At 43.2% G+C, this 24,046-nt stretch carries 15 protein-coding genes; 9 read left to right on the forward strand and 6 right to left on the reverse strand.

The window, feature by feature from the left end:
* Positions 1–16: 16 nt before the first annotated feature.
* From BSCG_RS11840 to BSCG_RS11820, 5 genes are all read left to right on the forward strand, one after another.
* Positions 17–3,538 (forward strand): SusC/RagA family TonB-linked outer membrane protein, encoded by a 3,522-nt coding sequence (locus BSCG_RS11840; protein ID WP_004312402.1) that lies wholly within the window; start codon positions 17–19, stop codon positions 3,536–3,538.
* A 19-nt stretch (positions 3,539–3,557) separates the two neighbouring features.
* Positions 3,558–5,315 carry a RagB/SusD family nutrient uptake outer membrane protein gene (locus BSCG_RS11835; protein WP_004312403.1) on the forward strand — a complete coding sequence of 586 codons (1,758 nt, stop codon included), beginning with the start codon at positions 3,558–3,560 and terminating at the stop codon, positions 5,313–5,315.
* Between the two features lie 24 nt (positions 5,316–5,339).
* Positions 5,340–6,899, forward strand: a complete 1,560-nt coding sequence (locus BSCG_RS11830; protein ID WP_004312404.1) for an endonuclease/exonuclease/phosphatase family protein — start codon at positions 5,340–5,342, stop codon at positions 6,897–6,899.
* A 256-nt stretch (positions 6,900–7,155) separates the two neighbouring features.
* Complete coding sequence (locus BSCG_RS11825) at positions 7,156–9,330, forward strand: DNA topoisomerase 3 (RefSeq protein ID WP_008776282.1); 2,175 nt, start codon at positions 7,156–7,158, stop codon at positions 9,328–9,330.
* A gap of 777 nt (positions 9,331–10,107) precedes the next feature.
* Complete coding sequence (locus BSCG_RS11820) at positions 10,108–12,147, forward strand: hypothetical protein (RefSeq protein WP_004312406.1); 2,040 nt, start codon at positions 10,108–10,110, stop codon at positions 12,145–12,147.
* A gap of 81 nt (positions 12,148–12,228) precedes the next feature.
* Here the strand turns inward: BSCG_RS11820 and BSCG_RS11815 are convergent, their stop codons facing one another.
* Complete coding sequence (locus BSCG_RS11815) at positions 12,229–13,095, reverse strand: formylglycine-generating enzyme family protein (RefSeq protein WP_008776283.1); 867 nt, start codon at positions 13,093–13,095, stop codon at positions 12,229–12,231.
* 250 nt (positions 13,096–13,345) lie between these two features.
* Between BSCG_RS11815 and BSCG_RS11810 the strand changes: the two genes are divergently transcribed.
* Positions 13,346–14,404 carry a linear amide C-N hydrolase gene (locus BSCG_RS11810; protein WP_004312408.1) on the forward strand — a complete coding sequence of 353 codons (1,059 nt, stop codon included), beginning with the start codon at positions 13,346–13,348 and terminating at the stop codon, positions 14,402–14,404.
* A 110-nt stretch (positions 14,405–14,514) separates the two neighbouring features.
* On the opposite strand, the gene BSCG_RS11805 is transcribed toward BSCG_RS11810, so the two are convergent.
* Together BSCG_RS11805 and aroC are read right to left on the reverse strand one after the other, a co-directional pair.
* Complete coding sequence (locus BSCG_RS11805) at positions 14,515–15,879, reverse strand: dipeptidase (protein WP_004299465.1); 1,365 nt, start codon at positions 15,877–15,879, stop codon at positions 14,515–14,517.
* Complete coding sequence (gene aroC, locus BSCG_RS11800) at positions 15,879–16,955, reverse strand: chorismate synthase (RefSeq protein WP_004306728.1); 1,077 nt, start codon at positions 16,953–16,955, stop codon at positions 15,879–15,881. Before aroC ends, BSCG_RS11805 begins: the two co-directional genes overlap by 1 nt.
* Positions 16,956–17,116: 161 nt before the next feature.
* Between aroC and BSCG_RS11795 the strand changes: the two genes are divergently transcribed.
* Positions 17,117–17,683 carry a calycin-like domain-containing protein gene (locus BSCG_RS11795; protein ID WP_008776284.1) on the forward strand — a complete coding sequence of 189 codons (567 nt, stop codon included), beginning with the start codon at positions 17,117–17,119 and terminating at the stop codon, positions 17,681–17,683.
* Here BSCG_RS11795 and BSCG_RS11790 read toward each other — a convergent pair.
* Entirely contained in the window at positions 17,680–18,465 is a 786-nt protein-coding gene (locus tag BSCG_RS11790; RefSeq protein ID WP_032849562.1) for a porin family protein, read from the reverse strand. The genes BSCG_RS11795 and BSCG_RS11790 overlap by 4 nt on opposite strands.
* Positions 18,466–18,497: 32 nt before the next feature.
* The gene (locus tag BSCG_RS11785; protein ID WP_008776286.1) at positions 18,498–19,583 is read right to left on the reverse strand and encodes a PCMD domain-containing protein; all 1,086 of its coding nucleotides are present in this window, start codon (positions 19,581–19,583) and stop codon (positions 18,498–18,500) included.
* 133 nt (positions 19,584–19,716) lie between these two features.
* On the opposite strand from BSCG_RS11785, the gene BSCG_RS11780 reads away from it, so the two are divergent.
* Positions 19,717–21,003 carry a serine dehydratase subunit alpha family protein gene (locus BSCG_RS11780; protein ID WP_008776287.1) on the forward strand — a complete coding sequence of 429 codons (1,287 nt, stop codon included), beginning with the start codon at positions 19,717–19,719 and terminating at the stop codon, positions 21,001–21,003.
* A gap of 127 nt (positions 21,004–21,130) precedes the next feature.
* Here the strand turns inward: BSCG_RS11780 and BSCG_RS11775 are convergent, their stop codons facing one another.
* Positions 21,131–21,709 carry a peptidylprolyl isomerase gene (locus BSCG_RS11775; RefSeq protein ID WP_004313581.1) on the reverse strand — a complete coding sequence of 193 codons (579 nt, stop codon included), beginning with the start codon at positions 21,707–21,709 and terminating at the stop codon, positions 21,131–21,133.
* Between the two features lie 480 nt (positions 21,710–22,189).
* On the opposite strand from BSCG_RS11775, the gene ilvD reads away from it, so the two are divergent.
* Positions 22,190–23,989, forward strand: coding sequence for a dihydroxy-acid dehydratase (ilvD, locus tag BSCG_RS11770; protein ID WP_004312414.1), 1,800 nt, complete (start codon positions 22,190–22,192; stop codon positions 23,987–23,989).
* The last annotated feature ends 57 nt before the right edge of the window (positions 23,990–24,046 follow it).

Consider the following 24,046-nt stretch of genomic DNA (forward strand, 5'->3'; position numbering starts at 1 on the left):
CTTAATTGATAAAATTATGAATGACCGAAGAAACTCATTTTTTAGACTGTTTCTCCTGATTCTGTTGTGTTTGGGCGTCCAGTCACTACGGGCGCAGACAGTTACAAAGGTCTTTAAAAATGAGCCGCTGAAGGCGGTATTGAAAGAAGTTGAGCGGCAGACGAAGTACTCCATTATCTATAAAACGGACGAGGTTAATGAAAACAAGAAGATAACGGCTTCCTTTCAGCAGGCAACTGTTAATAATGTGCTTGCTACTGTTTTGGATAAGGATGTAGAGTATAAACTACAAAACCGGATGATTATCATCACAAAGAAAACAGAACGTAATACTACTGCCGTCCCATCGCAGCCTTTACATCGGGTTACGGGGAAAGTGGTCGATGTGAACGGTGACCCGGTAATCGGTGCCAGTGTACAGGTGATGGGACAGTCTATGGGAACGATCACGAATTTGGATGGTGAATTTACATTATCCTCGGTTCCGGCCAATGCCCTAGTCGTTGTGTCCTATATTGGATTTGAGAAGAAAGAAATTAAAGTCTCCGACTTGCAGAAATCTTCGAGAGTAATACTCCGGGAGGATACGGCTACGCTGGAAGAAGTGGTGGTGGTAGGCTACGGTACTCAAAAGAAAATAAACCTGACGGGAGCTGTTGCAGTAGTAGACAGTAAAGCGATGGAAGACAGACCCGTGCCGAGAGCCTCACAGATGTTGCAAGGGACTGTGCCCAATATGAATGTAACTTTTGGGTCTGGGTATCCGGGAGCTTCGGCAACTATCAATATCCGTGGTGTGAATTCTATCAGTGGCAATGCATCGCCATTAGTGCTGATTGACGGAATAGAAGGGGATATCGACCGCTTGAATCCGAATGACATCGCTTCTATTTCCGTATTAAAAGATGCATCTTCGGCCGCTATTTACGGGGCTCGTGCTTCTTATGGTGTTATCCTCGTGACTACCAAGGAAGGCTCCGCCCGCAAGACTACCGTTTCGTATGATGGAAGATATTCATGGAGCAATCAGACGACTTCTACTGATTTTGAAACCAGGGGATATTATTCGGCAGGCATCAACGACTTGTTTTATACCAATTATAACGGAAAGCCTTATACCAACTATACGGAAGAAGACTACCGCCAGCTTTGGTTGCGCCGGAATGATAAAACGGAGAATCCCGAACGTCCCTGGGTAGTTACCGACCAACGTGACGGAAGAGATACATACGTCTATTACGGTAACTTCGACTGGTATAATTATCTTTATCGTAAAAACAGACCGATGTGGGAGCACAATATCAGTGTCAGTGGGGGAAATGAAAAGTTGAACTATTATTTATCAGGAAATACAGTTGACCAAACGGGTATCTTCAGACAGAATCCTGATAAATACAAGGTGTATAATTTCAGAAGTAAAATCTCGGCAAAGATCACTCCACGACTGACAATCAGCAATAACACGAAGTACCATTATAATAGTTACTCTTATCCGGGATTATCGGGTATTAATAACAACTTCAATACTGCGGTGAATCATGCACTGGCGAGCTTTGTACCCATTAATCCGGATGGCAGTGCGGTGTATCTGACTTCGTTGAGCAATTCTGCTGTTTTGGATGGCATGGGAGCTATCCTTGCTTATGGAAAACATAAGAATGAAGACCAGCGATATGAGTTTTCCACGACTTTCGAAGCAAGTTTCAATGTAATGAAGAACCTGAATGTCCGTGCAAACTACAGCTACCTGCACTATAACTATCAGACCATGAACAGAACAGTAAATGTACCATATTCCAAATATCCGGGTGAGATATCCTATCTGACTACCGGAAGCGGTGTGAATCAGTTGAAGGAAACACAGACCAATCATTGGTATCAGGCTTTCAATGTTTATGGTGATTATATGCTGGATATTGCCGACCATCAGATAAAAATCATGGCAGGTTACAATTATGAAACCAAGCGTCTGAAAGATATCAAAGTCTCCCGCCAGGGTTTGCTCTCCGATGACTTGAATGACTTAAATCTGGCAGTCGGAGATGCGATGACTATGTCCGGCGGACAGAATGAATATGCGCTTTTGGGAGCATTTTATCGTCTTAATTACTCCTATAAAGGAGGTCGTTACCTATTTGAGACAAGCGGACGTTATGACGGAAGTTCACGTTTCAGAAGCGGACACCGTTTCGGTTTCTTCCCCTCGGCTTCCGTAGGATGGAGAATCAGTGAAGAACCGTTTTTCGGGAATTTAAAGAAGAATATTGATAATGTGAAATTGCGTCTCTCATACGGTTCGTTAGGAAATCAGCAGGTAGGATATTACGATTATATCCAAACCATTAATACCAACGGTACAATGAATTATATCTTTGGCGATCAGAAGAAAGGCTCTTATGCAAGTGTCTCCGACCCGAATTCCGCCGACCTGACCTGGGAAACCGTTTCGACTTGGAACGTAGGACTGGATCTCGGATTCCTGAACAACCGCCTGAACCTGACTGCCGATGCCTATGTTCGTGATACTAAAGGTATGCAAACTTCCGGCAAAAAGCTTCCCGGTGCTTATGGAGCCAACGAGCCCAAGCAAAATGCAGCCAACTTGCGTACCAAAGGCTGGGAATTGATGCTGACTTGGAATGATGCTTTCAAACTGGCAAACAAACCTTTCCGTTATAACCTGTCCGTAGGCTTGGCAGATAATACATCGGAAATAACCAAATTCGATAATCCTTCCAAGATATTGAGTGATTATTATGTAGGTCAGAAATTGGGAGATATCTGGGGATATGTAGTAGACGGACTTTTCAGGACAGACGAAGAAGCGGCAAACTATAATGTCGACCAAACAGCAGTCAACTTCGTTATCAATACAGCGCAGGTGAATCCGGGACTTCACGCCGGTGATATGAAATTTGTTGATTTGGACGGCGACCATACAATATCTTCCGGCTCGAACACGGCAGATGATCCGGGCGACCGCAAAATAATCGGAAACTCATTGCCGCGCTATACATACAGTATTCAAGGTGGTTTCGACTGGTATGGATTCGACTTCTCCATCTATCTTCAGGGAGTAGGACATCAAGACTGGTATCCGGGTACTAATTCTGTATTCTTTTGGGGACCATACGCTCGTCCGTATTCATCGTTCATTCCACGCGATTTCTTGAGCCAGGTATGGAGCCCGGAAAATCCCGATGCTTATTTCCCACGTCCGATAGGGTATCTTGCCCTCGGCAATAACCGTTCTTTGGGAGTGGTGAACGACCGTTATTTGCAGAATCTGGCTTATTGCAGAGTGAAGAATATCACAGTAGGCTATACGATTCCCGCCGTATGGACGAAGAAGGTAAAGATAGAACGCCTGCATATCTATTTCAGTGGTGAGAATCTGTTTACCTTCTCTCCACTAAAGAGCGACTACATTGATCCGGAACAAGCGTCGGCAGAAAATTCCATCCAATCGGCAAATGGTAACGCAAAGTTGTATCCCTGGTCAAAGACCTATTCTTTTGGAGTGAACGTAACTTTTTAAACTAACTAATATTTGAATTATGAAACTTGTTTATATAGTATCTTGGTTGTTCGCGTTGGCGGTATCTTTCGTATCTTGCGACGATTGGTTGGATAAGACACCCAAAGACCGCCTGTATCCGGATGTATATTTCAAGACTGAAGATGAGTTGCGATTATTTACGAATCAGTTTTATAACAATCTGGTTCCGTCCGCTGTCGATATTTATTCCGAGTCGTCCGATTTGATTGTCAAGTCCGACTTGATGCTCGAAATGTCCGGACAGCGCATCATACCCGATGAAGGAAACGGTTGGAATTTTACGGCACTTCGCGATATTAATTTCTATCTGCAGTATTCCCATAACTGCACGGAAGTGAATGCCCGTAACCGTTACGATGGTGTTGCCCGTTTTTTCAGAGCTTATTTCTACTTTGAGAAGGTGAAGAGATATGGCGATATTCCCTGGTATGACAAAGCACTCGACTCGGATGATCCCGAATTGTATAAAGCCCGGGACTCACGTGAATTTGTCATGCAGAAAATGCTGGAGGACCTGGATTTTGCGATAGCCAATCTTCCGAAAACGAAGAATGCGTATGTACTGACCCGGTGGACGGCATTGGCTCTGAAATCCCGTGTCTGCCTGTTTGAGGGTACTTTCCGTAAATATCATGGACTGGAGGATTATGAAAAATACCTGAATGCTTGTGTCTCGGCTTCTGAAACCTTTATGAACGAAAGCGGATATACACTCTATAAATCGGGCAGCACACCTTACAGGGATTTATTCGCTTCCATAAATCTACAAGCGGATGAAGTGATTTTCGGGCGTGACTATGAAGCTTCTCTTTCTGTGCTTCATAATGTGCAGAATTATGAGAACTCCACCACAATGGGACGTCCGGGAATGAACAAGAAGATTGTGAATTCTTATCTGATGGCGGACGGAAGCCGTTTCACGGATAAAGCCGGTTATGAAACGATGACATTCGATCAGGAATGTCAGAATCGGGATCCACGACTGGCACAAACCATTCGTACCCCTGGATATACGAGAATCGGAAGTACAAAGAAAGAAGCCCCGAACCTGGCTTATACTATGACCGGATATCACCTGATAAAATATTCGATGACGGCTAACTACGATGAATATAATAAATCGTGCAACGATATTCCCCTGTTCCGCACGGCAGAGGTGTATCTGAATTTTGCAGAAGCAAAAGCCGAACTAGGCACTTTGAAGCAAGCCGACATCAATAAATCTATTAAATTACTTAGAGACAGGGTAGGAATGACTAACCTGGATATGGAACTGGCAAATTCAAAACCCGACCCGTATTTGATGAGTGCCGCCACAGGTTATCCGAATGTGAAAGGAGCCAATCAGGGAGTAATCCTTGAAATCCGTCGCGAACGAACCATCGAACTGGCAATGGAGGGTTTCCGTTATTACGACATCATGCGTTGGAAAGAAGGTAAACTATTTGAGAACGATCTGCTGGGAATCTATGTTCCCGGGCCCGGAACTTACGATTTAGATAAAGACGGTACGGATGATGTCTGTTTCTACGTAGGAACAAAACCTGCCGGAAATGTACCTTTATATTTAGAGATCGGCGAGCAGATTCGCTTGTCGAATGGCGAAAGTGGTTATATCATCTGTCATAGTCTGATTACCAAGAAATGGAATGAAGACAGAGATTATTTGTACCCTGTTCCTATCAGCGAACGTACTTTGTCCAATGGTGTGATAACACAGAATCCCGGTTGGAATGACGGATTGAACTTTAATTAATTAGATTCAGAAATATAAATTCTTATGAAAAATATGATTTCTTATATATGTCTTTTGGCAACCGTGTTTGCCAACTTGTCCTGTGCCGACGACATGGACAACTCTAAATTTGATAATATGATACCTTACGGTAAACAGGAAGTTTCCTATACTTATCCGAAAGGGGAGGGGAACCTTAGAGTGTTGACCTTTAATATAAGGCATTGTGCCGGTAACGATGACGTGATTAATTATGACAGGACAGCCGCTGTTATCAACGGAATGGAACCCGATGTCGTTTGCCTGCAGGAAGTGGACTACATGACTACCCGCAGTAATAAAGTCGACCAACTGAAAACCTTGGCGGATAAAACAGGCATGAATCACTATTTTAGTAAGTCAATCGCTTACCAGGGTGGTGAATACGGTAATGGCCTTTTGTTCAAAGGGACGCCGATCAGCACGAAGACTTATCCCCTTCCCGGTGCCGAACTCCGTTCTGCTGCCATAGCCGAATTTGAGAACTATGTAGTTATCTCCACCCACTTGGCTTTGGAAGAGAATAATAGAGTTGAATCTGCAAAACAGCTCACAGACCTTGCCAAAACATATAATAAAGTGGTTTATATGGCTGGTGACTTTAATGAGGACTTGATGAATGGCACATTCTTTACAGAACTGAAGAAAGAATGGGAGGTTGTCAGTTCTACAGAAAACACTTTTCCTACCGGACAGGCTACCAAACGGATTGATTTTGTCGTTACTTTGAAAACTCCACCTACCATTGTGGTAAAATCGAATGTAATATACAACCTGGATGGTGTCAACGTAGCAATAACTTCCGACCATTATCCACTTTATTGTGATTTTAAGAAGCCGACCGGACTTGGAGAATATCCGAAGGCAGAAGGTGACCTGCGCATAGGTAACTATTTCCTGACCTATTGTAAAGGTACAGATGGCGTGATTGATTACGACCGGACAGGACGTATTATCGCCAAAATGAATGCGGATATTGTCTGCTTGCAGGGACTGGATAAGGAGACGGAACGTTCGGAAGGTATCGACCAGTTGAACGTACTGGCACAGAAAGCAAATATGCATGATTACTTTGCTAAAGCCATTGATTATAAAGGCGGTGAATTCGGTGTTGGTATACTGACAAAAGAAGAACCTGTAAGTGTAGACAGATACCAAATGGCGGGAAAGAGCGAGATGCGTGCAGCCATGGTAGTGGAATATGAAAAGTTTGTAGTAGCCAGTACCAACTTCGATACGGATATGGCAAAGCGTATAGAGGCCCTTCAAACGTTAGAAACGAAACTGTCTGCCTATAATAAACCTGCATTCTTGTTAGGATACTTCAATGAGGGCGACTTGGAAAGCGAATTTTTCCAAATGGTGAAGAGTAACTGGAATCTTCTTAGTGCCGATAAGTCTACCGAAGTCAGTGGTAAGAAACGTCGCCTTGACTTTATCGTGTCTTTGAAGAGTCACAACGTAAATGTGACACAGGCTGATGTGATAGAAAGTCTGTCGGGAGTAGATGTGACCGTTGCTTCTACACATTATCCTCTTTTTTGTGATTTCTCCGGTTTAAAATAGAAACGTTATAGAGAGGCTGCACAGAGCTATGCACATATCGTGTGTAGAACTGTGCAGCTTCATTATATAGCTTATCAAACATCAAATGGAGTGGTATAAAAAAGGAGAAAGCGGTACATCTTGAAAACTATTCAGTTGAAGTTATCATTCTTTCTCCGATCTATGCCTTTATGGACTTTTTTCTCTCTTCATGCGGTCAATGAGAAATAATCGTGTAACTTTGTAAGCTGTTAGTGTAAAAACAAGAAGAGAAAAAATGATAGTTTGCATAGCCGAAAAGCCATCAGTAGCACGCGATATAGCCGAAGTACTCGGCGCTCATACCAGAAAAGAAGGATATATAGAAGGAAACGGATACCAGGTGACCTGGACATTCGGGCATCTTTGTACCCTGAAAGAGCCGCATGAATACACGCCTAACTGGAAATCATGGAATTTAGGTAGCCTGCCAATGATTCCTCCACGTTTCGGCATCAAGTTGATAGAGAATCCTACCTACGAAAAACAATTCCACATTATCGAGGGACTGATGCAGAACGCAGATGAAATCATCAACTGCGGTGATGCCGGGCAAGAGGGAGAATTGATTCAGCGTTGGGTGATGCAGAAAGCAGGTGCACGCTGTCCGGTGAAACGTCTGTGGATTTCTTCATTGACAGAAGAAGCTATCCGGGAAGGGTTTGCGAAGCTGAAAGATCAGACAGATTTTCAGTCACTCTATGAAGCCGGACTTTCTCGTGCGATGGGTGACTGGCTATTAGGAATGAACGCCACCCGTCTTTACACCATTAAATACGGTCAAAATAAACAGGTACTCTCTATCGGTCGTGTACAGACACCGACTCTGGCACTGATTGTCAACCGTCAGTTGGAAATAGCCAATTTCGAACCCAAGCAATACTGGGAACTGAAAACCAACTATCGGGATACCACTTTTTCCGCACTTATCCGCAAAAGTGATGAAGAAATTGCTGCGGAAGAAGAAAAGAACGGTGGAAAAAAGAAAATAGATAATCCGGGTATCGACCCTATCTCTAACCGGGAAGAAGGCGAGGCATTGGTAGAACGCATAAAGGATCTTCCGTTTGTAGTCACTAGTGTTGGCAAGAAAGATGGGAGAGAGTTCGCCCCACGTTTGTTCGACTTGACTTCTCTTCAGGTAGAATGTAATAAGAAATTCGCTTATTCGGCTGATGAAACGCTGAAACTGATTCAGTCTCTTTATGAGAAGAAGGTAGCTACCTATCCGCGTGTTGATACTACTTTCTTGAGTGACGATATTTACCCGAAATGTCCTGCTATCCTGAAAGGACTCCGTGATTACGAAGTCTTGACAGCTCCGTTAGCCGGCACTACACTTCCTAAATCGAAAAAGGTATTTGACAACTCGAAAGTGACGGATCACCACGCCATTATCCCCACCGGAGTCTATGCTCAAAACCTGACGGATATGGAACGTCGTGTCTATGACTTGATAGCCCGTCGTTTTATAGCCGTATTCTATCCGGACTGTAAGATTTCTACTACTACCGTCATGGGAGAAGTGGATAAGATAGAATTCCGGGTGACCGGAAAACAAATCCTGGAACCGGGATGGCGTGTCGTGTTTGCCAAGGAAGTAAAAGACTCTACCGAAGAAAAAGAAGAAGAGGATGAAAATGTACTTCCTGCTTTTGTGAAGGGCGAAAGTGGTCCTCATATTCCGGACTTGAATGAAAAATGGACGCAGCCGCCTAGACCTTATACCGAAGCGACCTTGCTTCGTGCAATGGAAACAGCTGGAAAACTGGTGGATAATGATGAACTTCGTGATGCCTTGAAGGAGAATGGTATCGGCCGGCCGTCTACCCGTGCTGCCATCATTGAAACACTGTTCAAACGAAATTATATCCGTAAGGAGAGAAAGAACCTGATTGCCACCCCGACAGGAGTGGAGTTGGTGCAGCTCATTCACGAAGAATTATTGAAATCGGCGGAACTGACAGGTATTTGGGAAAAGAAGCTTCGCGAAATTGAAAAGAAGACATACGATGCCCGCCAGTTTCTCGAAGAACTGAAACAGATGGTTTCGGAAATAGTGATGAGTGTACTTTCTGATAATACAAACCGACGCATTACTATTCAGGATGCAGTAGCTGCAAAGGCTGAAGAGAAAGAAAAGAAAGAAACTAAAAAGCGAGAACGTAAACCGAGTGCACCGAAAGAAAAGAAACCGAAAACAGAAAAAGCGGTAAGTGAAGTGAGTTCTAATTCGGCACCTTCTCCGGCTCCGGTTACTACTCCTGCTTCAATTCCTTCTGCTACAGGTGATGTAGATACGTTTGTAGGTCAGCCATGTCCGCTTTGTGGTAAGGGAATTATTATTAAAGGAAAAACCGCTTACGGATGTTCGGAATGGAGAAATGGATGTACTTTCCGGAAAAATTTCTAATAGAAAAGGGATAAAAGTAAAAAGTCCGTCATATCACGAAGAGAGTGAGAGATGGAGGTGCTGCAATTAGCAGGTTAGATTTAATCTGCATGATATGAATGCGGCCTCTTTATTATGCTGTATTGAAATAAATTAAGTATGTTTGCATTCCAGGCAAATTTCCTATCTTACTATTGCTTTTTACTGATTTATTTTGTATCTTTAGTGGTTTTCATCCTTTCAGAGATAGATGGTCACCTTATAGAATGATTAATATCACCTTATAAAGTGACGTTTGTCATTCTATAAGGTGACTATTATCCCGTTGTAAGGTGACAACTACTTGAGTGCATAAAAGATTCTAGTTTTCTGCATAGAAAATCTTAAATCTATGCACTGAATAATCTTAAATACAATAAAGATTATGGAGATATTACTTTATGGAAGTAGAATATCTTACTCCATTTTTATACGAATTTTACTTCGTTCCATAGCTGTTATCTTGCGATTAATGTCTTCTTGTACTGGTGAATTTCATTTTATATACTGCCATACGATAACAAGGTAAAGTACACTGCTGAAAATAGTTAAGTGAAAAACTATTTGATTTGTTGAAAAATACTATATTTGTACACAACTCTAAATATTCTATTTATGAAACACGACTGTCAACCAAATCCCATTGATACGGATTATATGGTATTGGTGCATGATATGGTACGATTATCAGAACAAATAGCTCGAAATGTACACAATATGGGCAGGACTTGTATGTTTTGCTATCAATAAGTTATAAGCATGAACCGTTTTATAAACTACTACAAGAAGATATTCTCACAAGAGTATATGGATCGCACCATTTCGGGAGGTATCAAGTCGCAGCTCACCCTGTTACTCGTTACTATTGCTACGGTGCTGGCTATCTTCTTTATCATCGTGATGTTCTTTTCTATCCAATTGTATGGACATGAGGAATGGGGCGAAAGGCTCTGGGTGGTGTACAACAACTTTGTGGATCCTGGTAACCAAATGAACGAGACAGCTTGGTCCAGCAGGCTATTGCTGGGAATTGTTAGCTTTTCGGGATCCATTTTATTGGGCGGTGTGCTCATCTCTACCACTTCCAACATTATAGAGCGGCGTGTGGATGTAGTAAACACGGGGCGAATGACTTACCGCAACATAACTCAACATTATGTATTGATAGGCTTCAATGAACTATCTATCAATATGATACGCGAACTATATAACGAATGTTCTTCGGCACGTATCTTACTGATGAGCGGTATAGAGGCGGCAACGGTACGTCATCGCATACAGTCTGCCTTGCCCATCGAAATAGAGCGGCAAGTGCTTGTTTACTTTGGCAACATAGAGTCGATCGAAGAACTTCAGCGGTTGAACATAGCGAGCGCGAGTGAAGTGTATGTACTGGGTGATGAAGAACGTTGCGGACGCGATGCTAAAAATATAGCGATTGTGCATTTGGTAAGTGCTCTGCGTGGCAAATGCCCCGATGGCAAGGTGATGCCTGTGTATGTGCAGTTTGACAGTATCCCTTCATACTCTAACATACAGAAAATGAATCTGCCGCCGGAGGTGTTTTGCATTGAGGGGAAACCTAATATCTTTTTCCGTCCCTTTAACCTCCACGAGAATTTGGCACGGCAACTATGGAGTCTCTATGCTGCCGATAGTGAAAGGTATTATGATCCGCTAGACTATCGCCCCATAAGCATAACGCAACAACCTGATGGAAGCTGGAATGCTACTAGCCAAGACTATGTGCATCTGGTTATTGTGGGATTCAATCGGATGGGACGCTCGTTGCTGCTTGAAGCACTACGTATCTGCCATTATGCCAATTACGATGACCGTCTGCCGACAGATGAACGCATACGTACCCGCATCACTTTAGTAGATCGAGAGATGGAGTCACAGAAAGACTACTTCAAAGCTCAATTTCCTTATATAGAGAGTCAGATAGACGACATAGAGGTCGAATATTGCCATGACGACATTTGTAGTACTGCTATGCGCACCCGTTTACAACAATGGGCACAAAATAAACACTGTATGCTTACAGTGGCTATTTGTGTGCATGATCCCGATTTGAGTCTCTCATTAGGGCTCAACTTGCCGCATGAGGTTTATCAGCATCAGTGTCGTGTACTTATCCGTCAGGATTTCAATAACGATTTGTCGTCGATAGTGGACGATGAGCAAGGGCGTTATCGTTATGTCAAGGTGTTCGGCATGGTAGACAGGGGAATGAAGAAAAACATTTTGCAGGATAAACTGGCTTTGTATGTGAATTATCTCTACGATTGTTGTTATACGGATGAAAGCCTCAAGCAGAAAGAGGTGTTGAGGAAGATGTATGAATCTTATGGCAACCACTCTGCCGACTTCATTTTGATGAATCACCAGGCACAGTATCTGTGGAATAAATTGAGCGAGCCGTTACGTTGGGCTAACCGCTATCAACTGGATGCCTATAGTGTATTTTGTCGTACGCTAGGCTACGGTATTAAGCGGAGCGAACGTTCGCCGGCACGCATATCCGAATCTATGTTCAATGAGAATCTACCGTCTCAAGTTTTGTGTCTGTTGGTGCGCATGGAGAAATACCGATGGAATGCCGAGCGTACAGTGGCTGGCTGGAGACGTGCCGAGGTGAAAGATAAAGTTTTCTTGCAACACCCTCTCATTATGCCTTTCAACGAATTGCTGCAAAAGTACCCCGAAGAGGTGGAGAAGGATGCCGACGTTATTCTTAATCTGCCTTATGTACTGGCATTGGGAGGATATGAACTTTATAAACTGGCCGATCAATAAGTCGACTTGACATTTGTATATAATAACAGTATTTAGAACAATGAGGAGCTAAAATAATACAGTGAATAATATGCTCCTCTTTTAATCTGGCAGTGACACTACCAGCCGTAATCCATAATCAATATCCCATCGTTGCGGGTTAACTCCGTAGCGGCTGGTGACTTTACAATATTTCTCGAAGGTATAATAACTACCTCCACGTAACACTTTATGCGTATCTTTTTCGCATATAACCGGAGCGATGTTTCCGGTAAAAGGAACCTTTCTGTCATACCAGTCCATACACCATTCATATACGTTTCCACTCATGTCATAAAGTCCCAGTTCGTTGGGCCTCTTCGTCCCTGTTTCTTTGGACACGTAAGTATTATAATATTTTTCTCTAAACCAGGCAACCTGTTCTGCATTATTGCTGCCGGCATAGATGAAATTCTTGGTTTTTAGTCCCTCACGTGCTGCATATTCCCATTCTGCTTCGAAGGGGAGACGGAAGGGTAGACCGCTTAATTGAGAAAGTTTTTTGGTAAACCGTTGAGCGTTGAACCAATTGACTTGGTCTACCGGATAGTTACGTCTGTGTTGGTTAGAAGGATTTTCTCCCATAATGACATACCATTCATCCTGACTAACTTCATATCGGTTGATGAAAAAAGAGGCTACATCCACGGGATAGTTGTTGTTGTCTCCGAGATTGGCTGTACCACCTTCCACATAAACCATATTCCATAGTATATAGCGTATAACCTCTTTTTGTTCTTTATTTATTGTCGGCGACCAGTGCAAGGCTTTTTCCAATTTGGAGGGGAGAGTGTCAATAATACTTGCTTCTCTTCGACATTTATCGTGGTATCGTTGCCACATTTGTTGTTCTTGCGCTCTGCTTGATAATGCGATTCCTTGTAATAGAAAGCAAATGATTATAGTTTGTTTGGTGTACTCTTTTATCATGATAATTGTATGTTTATTTATTGGACGAACTAAAGTAGCAATGACTGCAATAGTAACACTTAAATTTATTTAATATTCTTCGCTAAGAAATGATCTTTGTGATGATAACCCTCATACGTTGAAAACCCAAAATTTCTTCCTGCATTGAATAAATGCCTTTTTTTCATTAAAATCCTCTTTCTTTTAGGCAATAATCGTGGCGCGTTTGTTATTTATAAATAAGAAGATCAATTATTTAAATAGAATGAACATGAAGAAAAAATTAGCAGGAGTTGCATTGGTGTTGGCTGCCGTCTCTTTGATGAGTATACAGCCTGTAGAAGCATGTACGCGTGCAGTGTATATAGGCCCTGACCAGATGGTGGTAACAGGACGTACAATGGACTGGAAGGAAGATATCATGACGAATATCTATGTATTTCCGCGTGGCATCCAACGTATGGGACATAACAAAGAGAAAACTGTGAACTGGACTTCCAAATATGGAAGTGTGATTGCTACAGGATATGATATAGGTACTTGTGACGGAATGAACGAGAAAGGATTAGTGGCTAGCCTGCTTTTCTTGCCGGAATCCATTTACTCTCTTCCCGGCGATACCCGTCCGGCAATGGGCATCAGCATTTGGACACAGTATGTGCTTGATAACTTTGCCACGGTACGCGAAGCGGTGGATGAATTGAAAAAGGAGACTTTCCGCATTGATGCTCCCCGTATGCCGAATGGAGGACCGGAGTCTACCTTACATCTGGCCATAACCGATGAAACAGGCAATACGGCTGTATTGGAATATCTGGATGGGAAATTAAGTATTCACGAAGGAAAAGAATACCGGGTGATGACAAATTCTCCTCGATATGAACAGCAGTTGGCCATTAATGATTACTGGAAAGAAATCGGTGGCTTACAGATGTTACCCGGAACCAATCGGGCAAGCGACCGTTTTGTACGGGCTTCATTCTACATTCATGCCATTCCCCAAATTGCGGATGCAAAGATTGCAGTTCCCAGCGTATTGAGTGTGATGCGTAATGTTTCCGTGCCATTTGGTATTAATACACCGGAGAAGCCTTATATATCTTCTACCCGTTGGCGTTCCGTATCCGATCAGAAGAATAAGGTATATTATTTCGAATCTACCCTGACTCCGAATTTGTTTTGGCTGGATTTGAAGAAAATTGATTTTAGTCCGAAAGCCGGCATTAAGAAACTGTCTCTGACAAAGGGCGAAATTTATGCAGGTGATGCAGTGAAGGATTTGAAAGACAGCCAATCATTTACCTTCCTTTTCGAGACTCCGGTCATGTAATTTGTCAGTGTGATAGATATATAAAAGAGTGGTGGACAAATGCTTGTAATCAAGCTTGTCCACCACTCTTTTATATGTATCGTTTATAACTTGATTGTTATTTATCCGCTTTATCGTCTGGCATATTCCTGATGAAACTCTATGACTGCCTCTATCCCTTTCCGGAAGATATCCAATGAGCAGTTCTCGTTCGGAGAATGGATCGCATTCGATTCGAGTCCAAATCCCATCAATACGGTTTTGATTCCCAATACCTGTTCGAAAGTAGAGATGATGGGAATACTTCCGCCACGGCGTACCGCCAACGGCTTTTTCCCGAAAGCGATCTCGAAACCTTTCTCTGCTGCCTGATAGGCAGGAAGTGAAATCGGGCACACATATCCTTGTCCCCCGTGCATGGGAGTCACTTTTACCTGTACTGTATCAGGCGCGATACTAAGAATATAATCTGCGAACATTTGCGAAATCTTATGGTGATCCTGATGCGGTACTAACCGGCAAGATACTTTAGCATAAGCCTTTGAAGGCAGTACGGTTTTAGAACCTTCTCCTGTATATCCGCCCCAAATGCCACATACGTCAAAAGACGGACGGCAACTGTTACGTTCCAATGTGCTATATCCTTTTTCTCCGAAAAGCTCTTTTACACCGATTGCTTCTTTGTATTTCTTTTCGTCAAAAGGAATATGGGCTATCATTTCCCGTTCGGTTTGCGGCACTTCTTCCACATCATCGTAGAATCCGGGAACAGTGATACGTCCGTCGGCATCCGTTACTTTGCTAATAATCTGGCAAAGCGCGTTGATCGGATTGGCTACCGCACCCCCGAAATGTCCGGAATGCAAGTCACGATTCGGTCCCGTCACTTCTATTTCCCAATAAGCCAGCCCGCGCAGACCAGTAGTCAATGAAGGCAGTTCAGCTCCTAGCATACTCGTATCCGACACCAGAATAACGTCTGCTTTCAGCAATTCTTTATGTTCTTCGCAGAAAGCTTCCAGACTGGGTGAACCTATTTCTTCTTCACCCTCGAAGATGAACTTCACATTATTCTTCAGTAATCCGTTTTTGACGAGATATTCAAATGCTTTCACCTGAATGAACGATTGTCCTTTGTCATCATCCGCTCCACGTGCCCAGATATGTCCGTCACGTATTTCCGGTTCAAACGGTTCGCTTTTCCAGAGTTCCAATGGTTCGGCCGGCATCACATCGTAATGAGCGTAGATTAATACAGTCTTTGCATCCGGGTTCACGATCTTTTGAGCGAAAACAACCGGATTGCCCTGTGAGGGCATTACCAATGCTTCGTCCACACCTGCTTCCAATAACAGCTGTGCCCAGCGTTCCGCACAAGCCAGCATATCGTCGTGGTGCTCCGGCAGAGCACTGATACTGGGAATGCGAATAAGGCTGAACAAGTCATCCATCATCTTTGGTTCGTGTGCCGCTATGTATTTCTGAATCTCGTTCATTAGAGTTGCGTCGTTTTATCCAGTAAGTAATAATCGAGTATAGTCATGGCGGCCATTGCTTCTACGATAGGTACGGCACGAGGTAATACACAAGCGTCATGACGTCCGCGTGCTTTCAGAGTGGTGTCGACGCCATCAATGTTGACAGTTTCCTGTTCCATCAGCAGCGTGGCAATCGGTTTGAACACTACACGGAAATAAATATCCTGACCATTACTCAATCCTCCCTGAATACCTCCGGAGTGATTGGTGTGCGTCTCGATCCGTCCGTTATTGTTATAGAAAACATCGTTCTGTTCGGAACCTTTCATTTTCAAACCCTTGAATCCTTCACCGTATTCGAATGCTTTGGCAGCGTTGATGCTTAACATGGCGTTACCCAGGGCAGCATGAAGTTTACCGAAAACAGGTTGTCCCAATCCGATGGGGCATCCCTTAATGACACAGGTCAGTGTACCTCCGATGGTATCGCCTTCACCTTTTACCTTATATATAAGGTCTGCCATTTCTTTTGCTTTTTCAGGGTCCGGACAACGTACATCGTTGGTTTCTATCAGGTCGAAATTATAGTCCGAGTAAGTACCCTCAAGCTTGATAGGACCTACCTGTGAGGTATAGGCAGTGATATTGACTCCCAGTTGGCGGAGTGCCAGCTTAGCCAATGCACCGGCTACAACGCGCGAAATCGTTTCGCGTGCAGAGGAACGTCCGCCGCCGCGATGGTCACGGATTCCATACTTCACCGTGTATGTGTAATCAGCGTGTGAAGGACGATATACATTTTTCAGATTGTTGTAGTCATTGGGGTGTTGGTTTTCATTCCAAACGATAAAACCGATAGGACACCCGGTTGATTTCCCCTCAAAAATACCTGAAAGAAACTCTACTTTATCAGCTTCTTTGCGTGGGGTGGTAAGGATTGATTGTCCCGGACGACGGCGATTTAGTTCTTGTTGTACAAATTCTTCGTCGATGGTAATTCCTGATGGGAATCCGTCAATCACTCCTCCAATTCCTTTTCCATGAGACTCACCGAAACTTGTGAGTCGAAAGATATTGCCAAATGAATTAAACATAGTTGTGGCTTTTTTAAAATTACTATATGCAAATATAACAAAGTTTTCGGTAAGAAAGTTGCGAACTCGAAATAACTTCGAAAAAGGAAGCATATTGAACCTTTTTTCTTCTTTTTAGTTTATAAAGGACGAATTTATTGTAATAACTAAACCAAAGACGTATGAAAAAGAATCTATTGTATTTATGGGCATTGGTATGTTCTCTTACTCTCTTTGCTGCTTGTAGCAGTGATGACGACGATAGTGATAACAAGAATAATGAGAATCCTCCCGAAGAGGAAGCTGTGATAACGGCTCCGGATGTAATCGGAACGTATTGGGGAAATCTGGATATGTCCATGATACCGGATGGCTCCGATCAGGAAATTGTCATCGGCGACGGAATAGAGAAGTTTATCACGCTTTCGCAGGTCAGCAATACGGAAGTGAAGATTGAACTGAAGGATTTTGAATTGTTCATCAACCAGCAGATATTAAAATTTGGAGATATTGTCATTGATAAATGTGAAGTGAAAAAGGGGGAAGGTATGTCTACATTCACCGGACAGCAAGATCTTACATTTGAAGGAGATGCTGCCTCTTTGGGTACTTGTCCTGTAACAGTTACGGGAACTGTAGAAGGTGGAAATGCAGACATGACTATTAATGTGAAAGTGCCTGCATTGCAACAGACGGTGAAAGTAACCTACTCCGGAGTGAAGCAGGTGGCAGAGCCTAGTGGGACTTAAAAAGCATACCCGAAACCTATATTCAAGTAGATGGGGTACATGGCAAAAGTGACTGTATTAAAATCGTTTTTAAATATATCATTCAATCCCCAGGTAAGATCGGCATACACATTGAGGTGCTTGAAGGCTCGCCATCCGGCTCCTATCTGTAATCCCCACTGGAAATGTCTCAAGTCGTCCGAGAAATCGTATGTTGCAATTTTACCGTCGGTAAACTCAACCTTCGGACCGGTGGGATTATCTTCCCGCAAATATCCTTCGTATACGTGACCTGAAAATTCTCTTGAAAGTAGATAGGAGAAATAAGGCCCGGCTTTGATGTTCCACCGGTTGGTTAGTTTGTAGGTAGCCATCAGAGGTATTGTCAGTCCGGCAGTATGTACTTTGGTTTTTACTCCGCCTGTCCATACTCCGCTGATTCTTTCACCTCCCTGCCCGAGAATCTCCATATTGTAATTCTTCACGGTGGCTTCGGTAGTCATTGCTTTGTTTTCAAGTCGCAATCCGACTATAATTCCGAGCTTGTTCTGAACGGCAATCCATTTGGTCACTTCACCTCCTATACTGATAGCTAATGTCGGGTTATATCCGTCAATGGAACGGATTTCCACCGGAAGAGGAAGCGGGGCTGTGCCGCCAATGCTGAAACCTGCTTTTATCTCATATTCCATTCCGTGAAGGGCGGAACGGATCAGTGTTTCATTTCGATCAACCTGTGCATAGCCGGGGAGGGCTATTCCTATACAGGTTAGTAAACTGAATATATACGGATAGATTTTCATCGTTTTTGTTGTTATAAAGTTATTTAGTTCCACTAATCTTCCGAGTGATAGATTAACTCGGCCTCGTCAATGAGCAACGTACTTCCGATTGCTCCGTTAAAATGATCTCCTTCCAGACTTGAGGTGAACACTATGGCTATATTGTATTTTCCATCCATTAGCTTTTCCTTATCTATGAATTTGCCGGGGAGAGTGGTGAAAGGAAGCTTAAAGTAAGTCCATTCGTTCGTTTCTTTGGCATTATTAATCCGTGCTGTTGAAATCAGGTTTGGGCTGGTAAATGCGTTCGTTCCGTCAAGGGTTGGAACAGATTCGCTGGTTTCGTACATGATGGCATATATGTCACAGATATCCCGTTTCCCATTTACAGGTTTGCCTCCTTCTGTAAACTGATCTCCCGCTTTGTACTTATAATAGCCAGCCAGATAAGTAGGTACATGCCGGAAAGGAAGACCGAATTTAGTTGCTTTAAGCGGATTACTCATTGCATTGCTTACATCAAAGGAACCGATAAACAGATTTCCTGCCGCGATAGGCATTCCTGCTATTTGTCCAAAGAATCCGGTACTGCGTGTCACTAAAGAAAGGCATTTGCCGGCTTTTCCGTCCGTTATTTGGAAAGTGGGATAGTCATCAGCAGTTTTGGCTACGCCGGTCATGGCATAGCCCGCATTTCCGCTGGCCCATTCCATAACGACTTTACCTCCTTCGCGTTCTACAAATATGTAGTACTTCTTTCCGCCAAGCGTATCTTCGAAATTATAGTTCGTGGCAAGTTCCGTGTCGATAACGGATATGATATACGTTTTCTTCCAAACACCATCGGCAGCTGTAACAGTATATTCTTGTGGAGTATTGAAATTTCGTTCCGTACCGCTAAGAGGATTAATTGTAGCTCCCGGAGTCAATGTAAATTCAGGTGTAAGTTCTGAAATATCAGTTCCCGGACCGACGAAGATAGTGATGGAATTATTGTTAATAATAGGACTGGTTGTCATGGCTACTCCTGGTAGTGCGCAACTTAATATGTCTGCTTCTGCATTGAGAGCTTCTTCGCGGATACATGAAGAGGAAACAATAGCTAGTAGCAAATAAACAACTATGTGTTTTGCTTTCATTTTTCTATCAATTCTTTCTATTAAAGTTTGGTGTATGGGAGGTTTTATAACAATATGAGATTTTATTTGTTCATTATAGAATGTTGGAAAAGAAAGAATTTCCTATTTTTGTGGAACCAAAACTTATAAGTCCATGACTGAATCAGAAAGAAGGCAAATTATAGAATTGATTAAGAAGGAGGTCATTCCGGCTATCGGATGTACGGAACCTATCGCAGTAGCGCTTTGTGTAGCTAAAGCTGCCGAAACACTGGGAGCGAAACCGGAAAAGATAGAAGTCCTGTTAAGTGCTAATATATTAAAGAATGCCATGGGAGTCGGAATACCGGGAACGGGTATGGTCGGGCTTCCCATAGCGGTTGCTTTGGGTGCGTTGATTGGCAAATCAGATTATCAGTTGGAGGTATTGAGGGATTGTACGCCGGAAGCGGTGGAACAGGGAAAACAATTCATCGCAGAAAAACGGATTTGTATTTCTCTAAAAGAAGATATTACGGAAAAGCTTTATATCGAAGTGATCTGTAAAACGGAAGATAAAACGGCTAAAGCCATCATTGCCGGTGGACATACTACCTTTATATATATAGCCAAAGATGAGCAAACGTTGCTCGACAAGCAACAGACAGTCAGCGAGGAAGAGGAAGAGGCTTCGCCCGAACTAAACTTGCGTAAAGTATATGACTTTGCACTGACTGCTCCGCTGGATGAAATCCGTTTCATCCTTGACACAGCCCGTTTGAACAAAGCTGCTGCCGAGCAAGCCTTTAAAGGTAACTACGGACATTCTTTAGGGAAAATGCTTCGGGGAACTTATGAGCATAAAGTGATGGGGGATAGCGTGTTTTCTCATATCCTCTCTTATACGTCGGCTGCCTGTGACGCCCGTATGGCCGGTGCTATGATTCCTGTAATGAGTAATTCCGGCAGTGGTAATCAGGGGATATCCGCTACACTTCCTGTCGTTGTCTTTGCAGAAGAAAACGGAAAAAGTGAAGAAGAACTGATCCGTGCTTTAATGCTTAGCCATCTCACTGTTATATATATCAAACAAAGTTTGGGACGTTTGTCTGCTTTGTGTGGTTGTGTGGTAGCTGCCACAGGTTCCAGTTGTGGAATCACCTGGTTAATGGGAGGAAACTACAATCAAGTTGCCTTCGCTGTTCAAAACATGATTGCCAATTTGACAGGAATGATTTGTGACGGTGCAAAACCGAGTTGTGCCTTGAAGGTAACCACCGGAGTTTCGACAGCCGTACTGTCTGCCATGATGGCAATGGAAGACCGTTGTGTGACTTCCGTAGAAGGAATTATAGATGAAGATGTAGACCAAAGTATCCGTAACCTGACAAGAATCGGCTCGCAAGCCATGAACGAAACGGATAAAATGGTACTTGACATCATGACGCACAAAGGATGCTGATTTTAAGTATTAAGTATCAAGTATTAGGTATTAGCCGGAATGACGGCATAAAAAAAGTATTAAGTATTAAAACTCCGGCTATATCCGCACGAAATTAATACTTAATACTTTATACTTAATACTTCAATTAATGACAGTGTCCGCCTTCGCAACCGCAGTCGTCGCCACAGCCATCACCGCAGCTGTCGCATCCGCAACCGCAACCACCTTCGCCACTCATCATTTTCACCAATTCCTGGATTTCTTCGTTGGTAGCAGGACGGCTTTCCAGTATTTCACCTTCGAAAATCAGGTCGGCACCAGCCAACGGGTGATTGAGGTCAACTACTACAACATCCGGTTTGATTTCTACTACGCTGGCATTTACGCGCTGACCGTCACCAGTCATCAAAGGTACGATGTTACCTTCTTTAATACGTTCGCTATCAAACTTGCCATCTATTTCAAAAATATTTTTGGGGAGGTCAATAACGTGTTGTTCGTCATATTGTCCGTAAGCCTTATCTGCCGGAATGGTAAAATCAAATTTATCACCTTTAGAAAGAGCAGTTATCTGATTTTCGAAATCTTCGAGTGTTGTTCCTAATCCTGAAATGAATTGAAAGGGATGTTCTGCTTTTGCTTCTTCGAACAACTCTTTTTCACCATCTTCCATTGTATATAGTTTGTATGCAACGGTAATGTACTTGTTTTCTACTGTTTCCATCTGATCTTTTTTGTTTCTGATTAATAATTCCCGTAAATACGGGTCTACAAAGATACGAATTATTTGCTTGTACTCCGGTATAGGGAGGGTAAATTTCAGATTATTAAGTGCTTTTGTCAGAAAAAGAAAGTGAGGTGCGCAGTTAGATAATAGTTGTAAATTCAACCTTTAAGTGATAAAATAGAGAAATAATACCTCCCTTTTCTTACAATTATTCGCTTTTAAGTGATTTTTTTCTTCGATTTGTTTGGATATAATAAAAAAGCCCTTACCTTTGCAGCACGAAAATAAAGAAAAGAAGATATGAATATGTTACATACATCTATTAACCTAGCAGTCCTGCATATTATTCGCGTCGTGGTGGTCCCATCAAGAGCGTGAGAAAGGTTTTGTGTTGTATGTGTTCGTACCATAAAAGATAGAATTTAGAGCCTTTCTCACTTGTGTGAGGAAGGCTCTTTAATTAAAAGATAGATTGAAATGAAAAAGCAATTACGCAGTTCGTTTAGTACACAAGGCCGTCGGATGGCGGGAGCCCGTGCATTGTGGGCAGCCAACGGCATGAAGAAGAACCAGATGGGTAAACCCATTATCGCTATCGTCAATTCGTTCACACAGTTTGTCCCGGGGCATGTACACCTACATGAAATCGGTCAGCTGGTGAAGGCAGAGATTGAGAAGCTAGGATGCTTCGCTGCGGAATTCAATACAATAGCTATCGACGACGGTATAGCAATGGGACATGACGGTATGCTTTATTCGCTTCCTTCACGTGACATCATTGCAGACAGCGTAGAATATATGGTCAATGCGCACAAGGCGGATGCAATGGTATGTATCAGCAATTGCGATAAGATCACTCCCGGAATGTTGATGGCGGCTATGCGTCTGAATATTCCTGCCGTATTTGTATCGGGTGGTCCGATGGAAGCGGGAGAATGGAATGGCCAGCACCTGGATTTGATCGATGCGATGATTAAATCGGCCGACGAAAGTGTCAGCGATCAGGAAGTAGCGAATATCGAGCAAAATGCTTGTCCTACTTGCGGATGCTGCTCCGGTATGTTTACCGCCAACTCGATGAACTGCCTGAATGAAGCAATCGGACTGGCTCTTCCCGGCAACGGAACCATTGTAGCGACACACGAAAACCGTACGCAACTTTTCAAAGATGCTGCGGAACTGATCGTGAAAAATGCAAAATTATATTATGAAGAAGGAGACGAAAGTGTACTTCCTCGTAGCATCGCTACCCGTCAGGCTTTCCTGAACGCCATGACGCTGGATATAGCAATGGGGGGATCTACCAATACGGTTCTTCACTTGTTGGCCGTTGCTCACGAAGCAGAGGTAGACTTCAAGATGGATGATATCGACATGCTTTCCCGCAAGGCTCCTTGTCTCTGCAAGGTGGCTCCCAATACACAGAAATATCATATTCAAGATGTAAACCGTGCTGGTGGTATCATTGCCATTATGGACGAACTGGCAAAGGGAGGTTTGATAGATACATCCGTTCGTCGGGTAGATGGAATGTCACTGGCAGAAGCCATTAACGAATATTCAATCACCAGCCCGAATGTGAGCGAAAAAGCAATTAAGAAATATTCGAGCGCAGCCGGAAATAAATTCAATCTTGTACTTGGTTCACAAGGTATGTACTATAAGGAACTGGATAAAGACCGTGCAAACGGATGTATCCGTGACTTGGAACATGCTTACAGTAAAGACGGCGGACTGGCCGTATTGAAAGGCAATATTGCTCAAGACGGTTGTGTAGTAAAAACAGCAGGTGTAGACGAAAGTATCTGGAAGTTTACCGGACCTGCCAAAGTATTTGATTCGCAAGAAGCAGCCTGTGAAGGCATCCTCGGAGGTCGAGTCGTCAGTGGAGACGTCGTCGTCATCACGCACGAAGGTCCGAAGGGTGGTCCCGGTATGCAGGAAATGCTTTATCCTACCTCTTATATAAAATCCCGTCATCTCGGAAAAGAATGTGCTTTGATTACCGACGGACGTTTCAGCGGTGGAACTTCCGGATTGAGTATCGGACATATTTCTCCTGAAGCGGCAGCTGGAGGCAATATCGGAAAAATTGTAGACGGAGACATTATCGAAATCGATATTCCGGCCCGGAAGATTAACGTGCGACTGACGGATGAAGAACTGGCGGCCCGTCCGATGACTCCTGTCACTCGTGACCGTTATGTACCGAAGAGCCTGAAGGCGTATGCCAGCATGGTAAGCTCTGCCGATAAGGGAGCAGTGAGAATTATATAATATAGTTGGTGATAGTTGATAGGTAATAGTTAGCTGCGCAGCACTTAGCGCAATGAT

The organism is Bacteroides sp. 2_2_4, from assembly GCF_000157055.1.
GTDB classification, from domain to species: domain Bacteria; phylum Bacteroidota; class Bacteroidia; order Bacteroidales; family Bacteroidaceae; genus Bacteroides; species Bacteroides ovatus.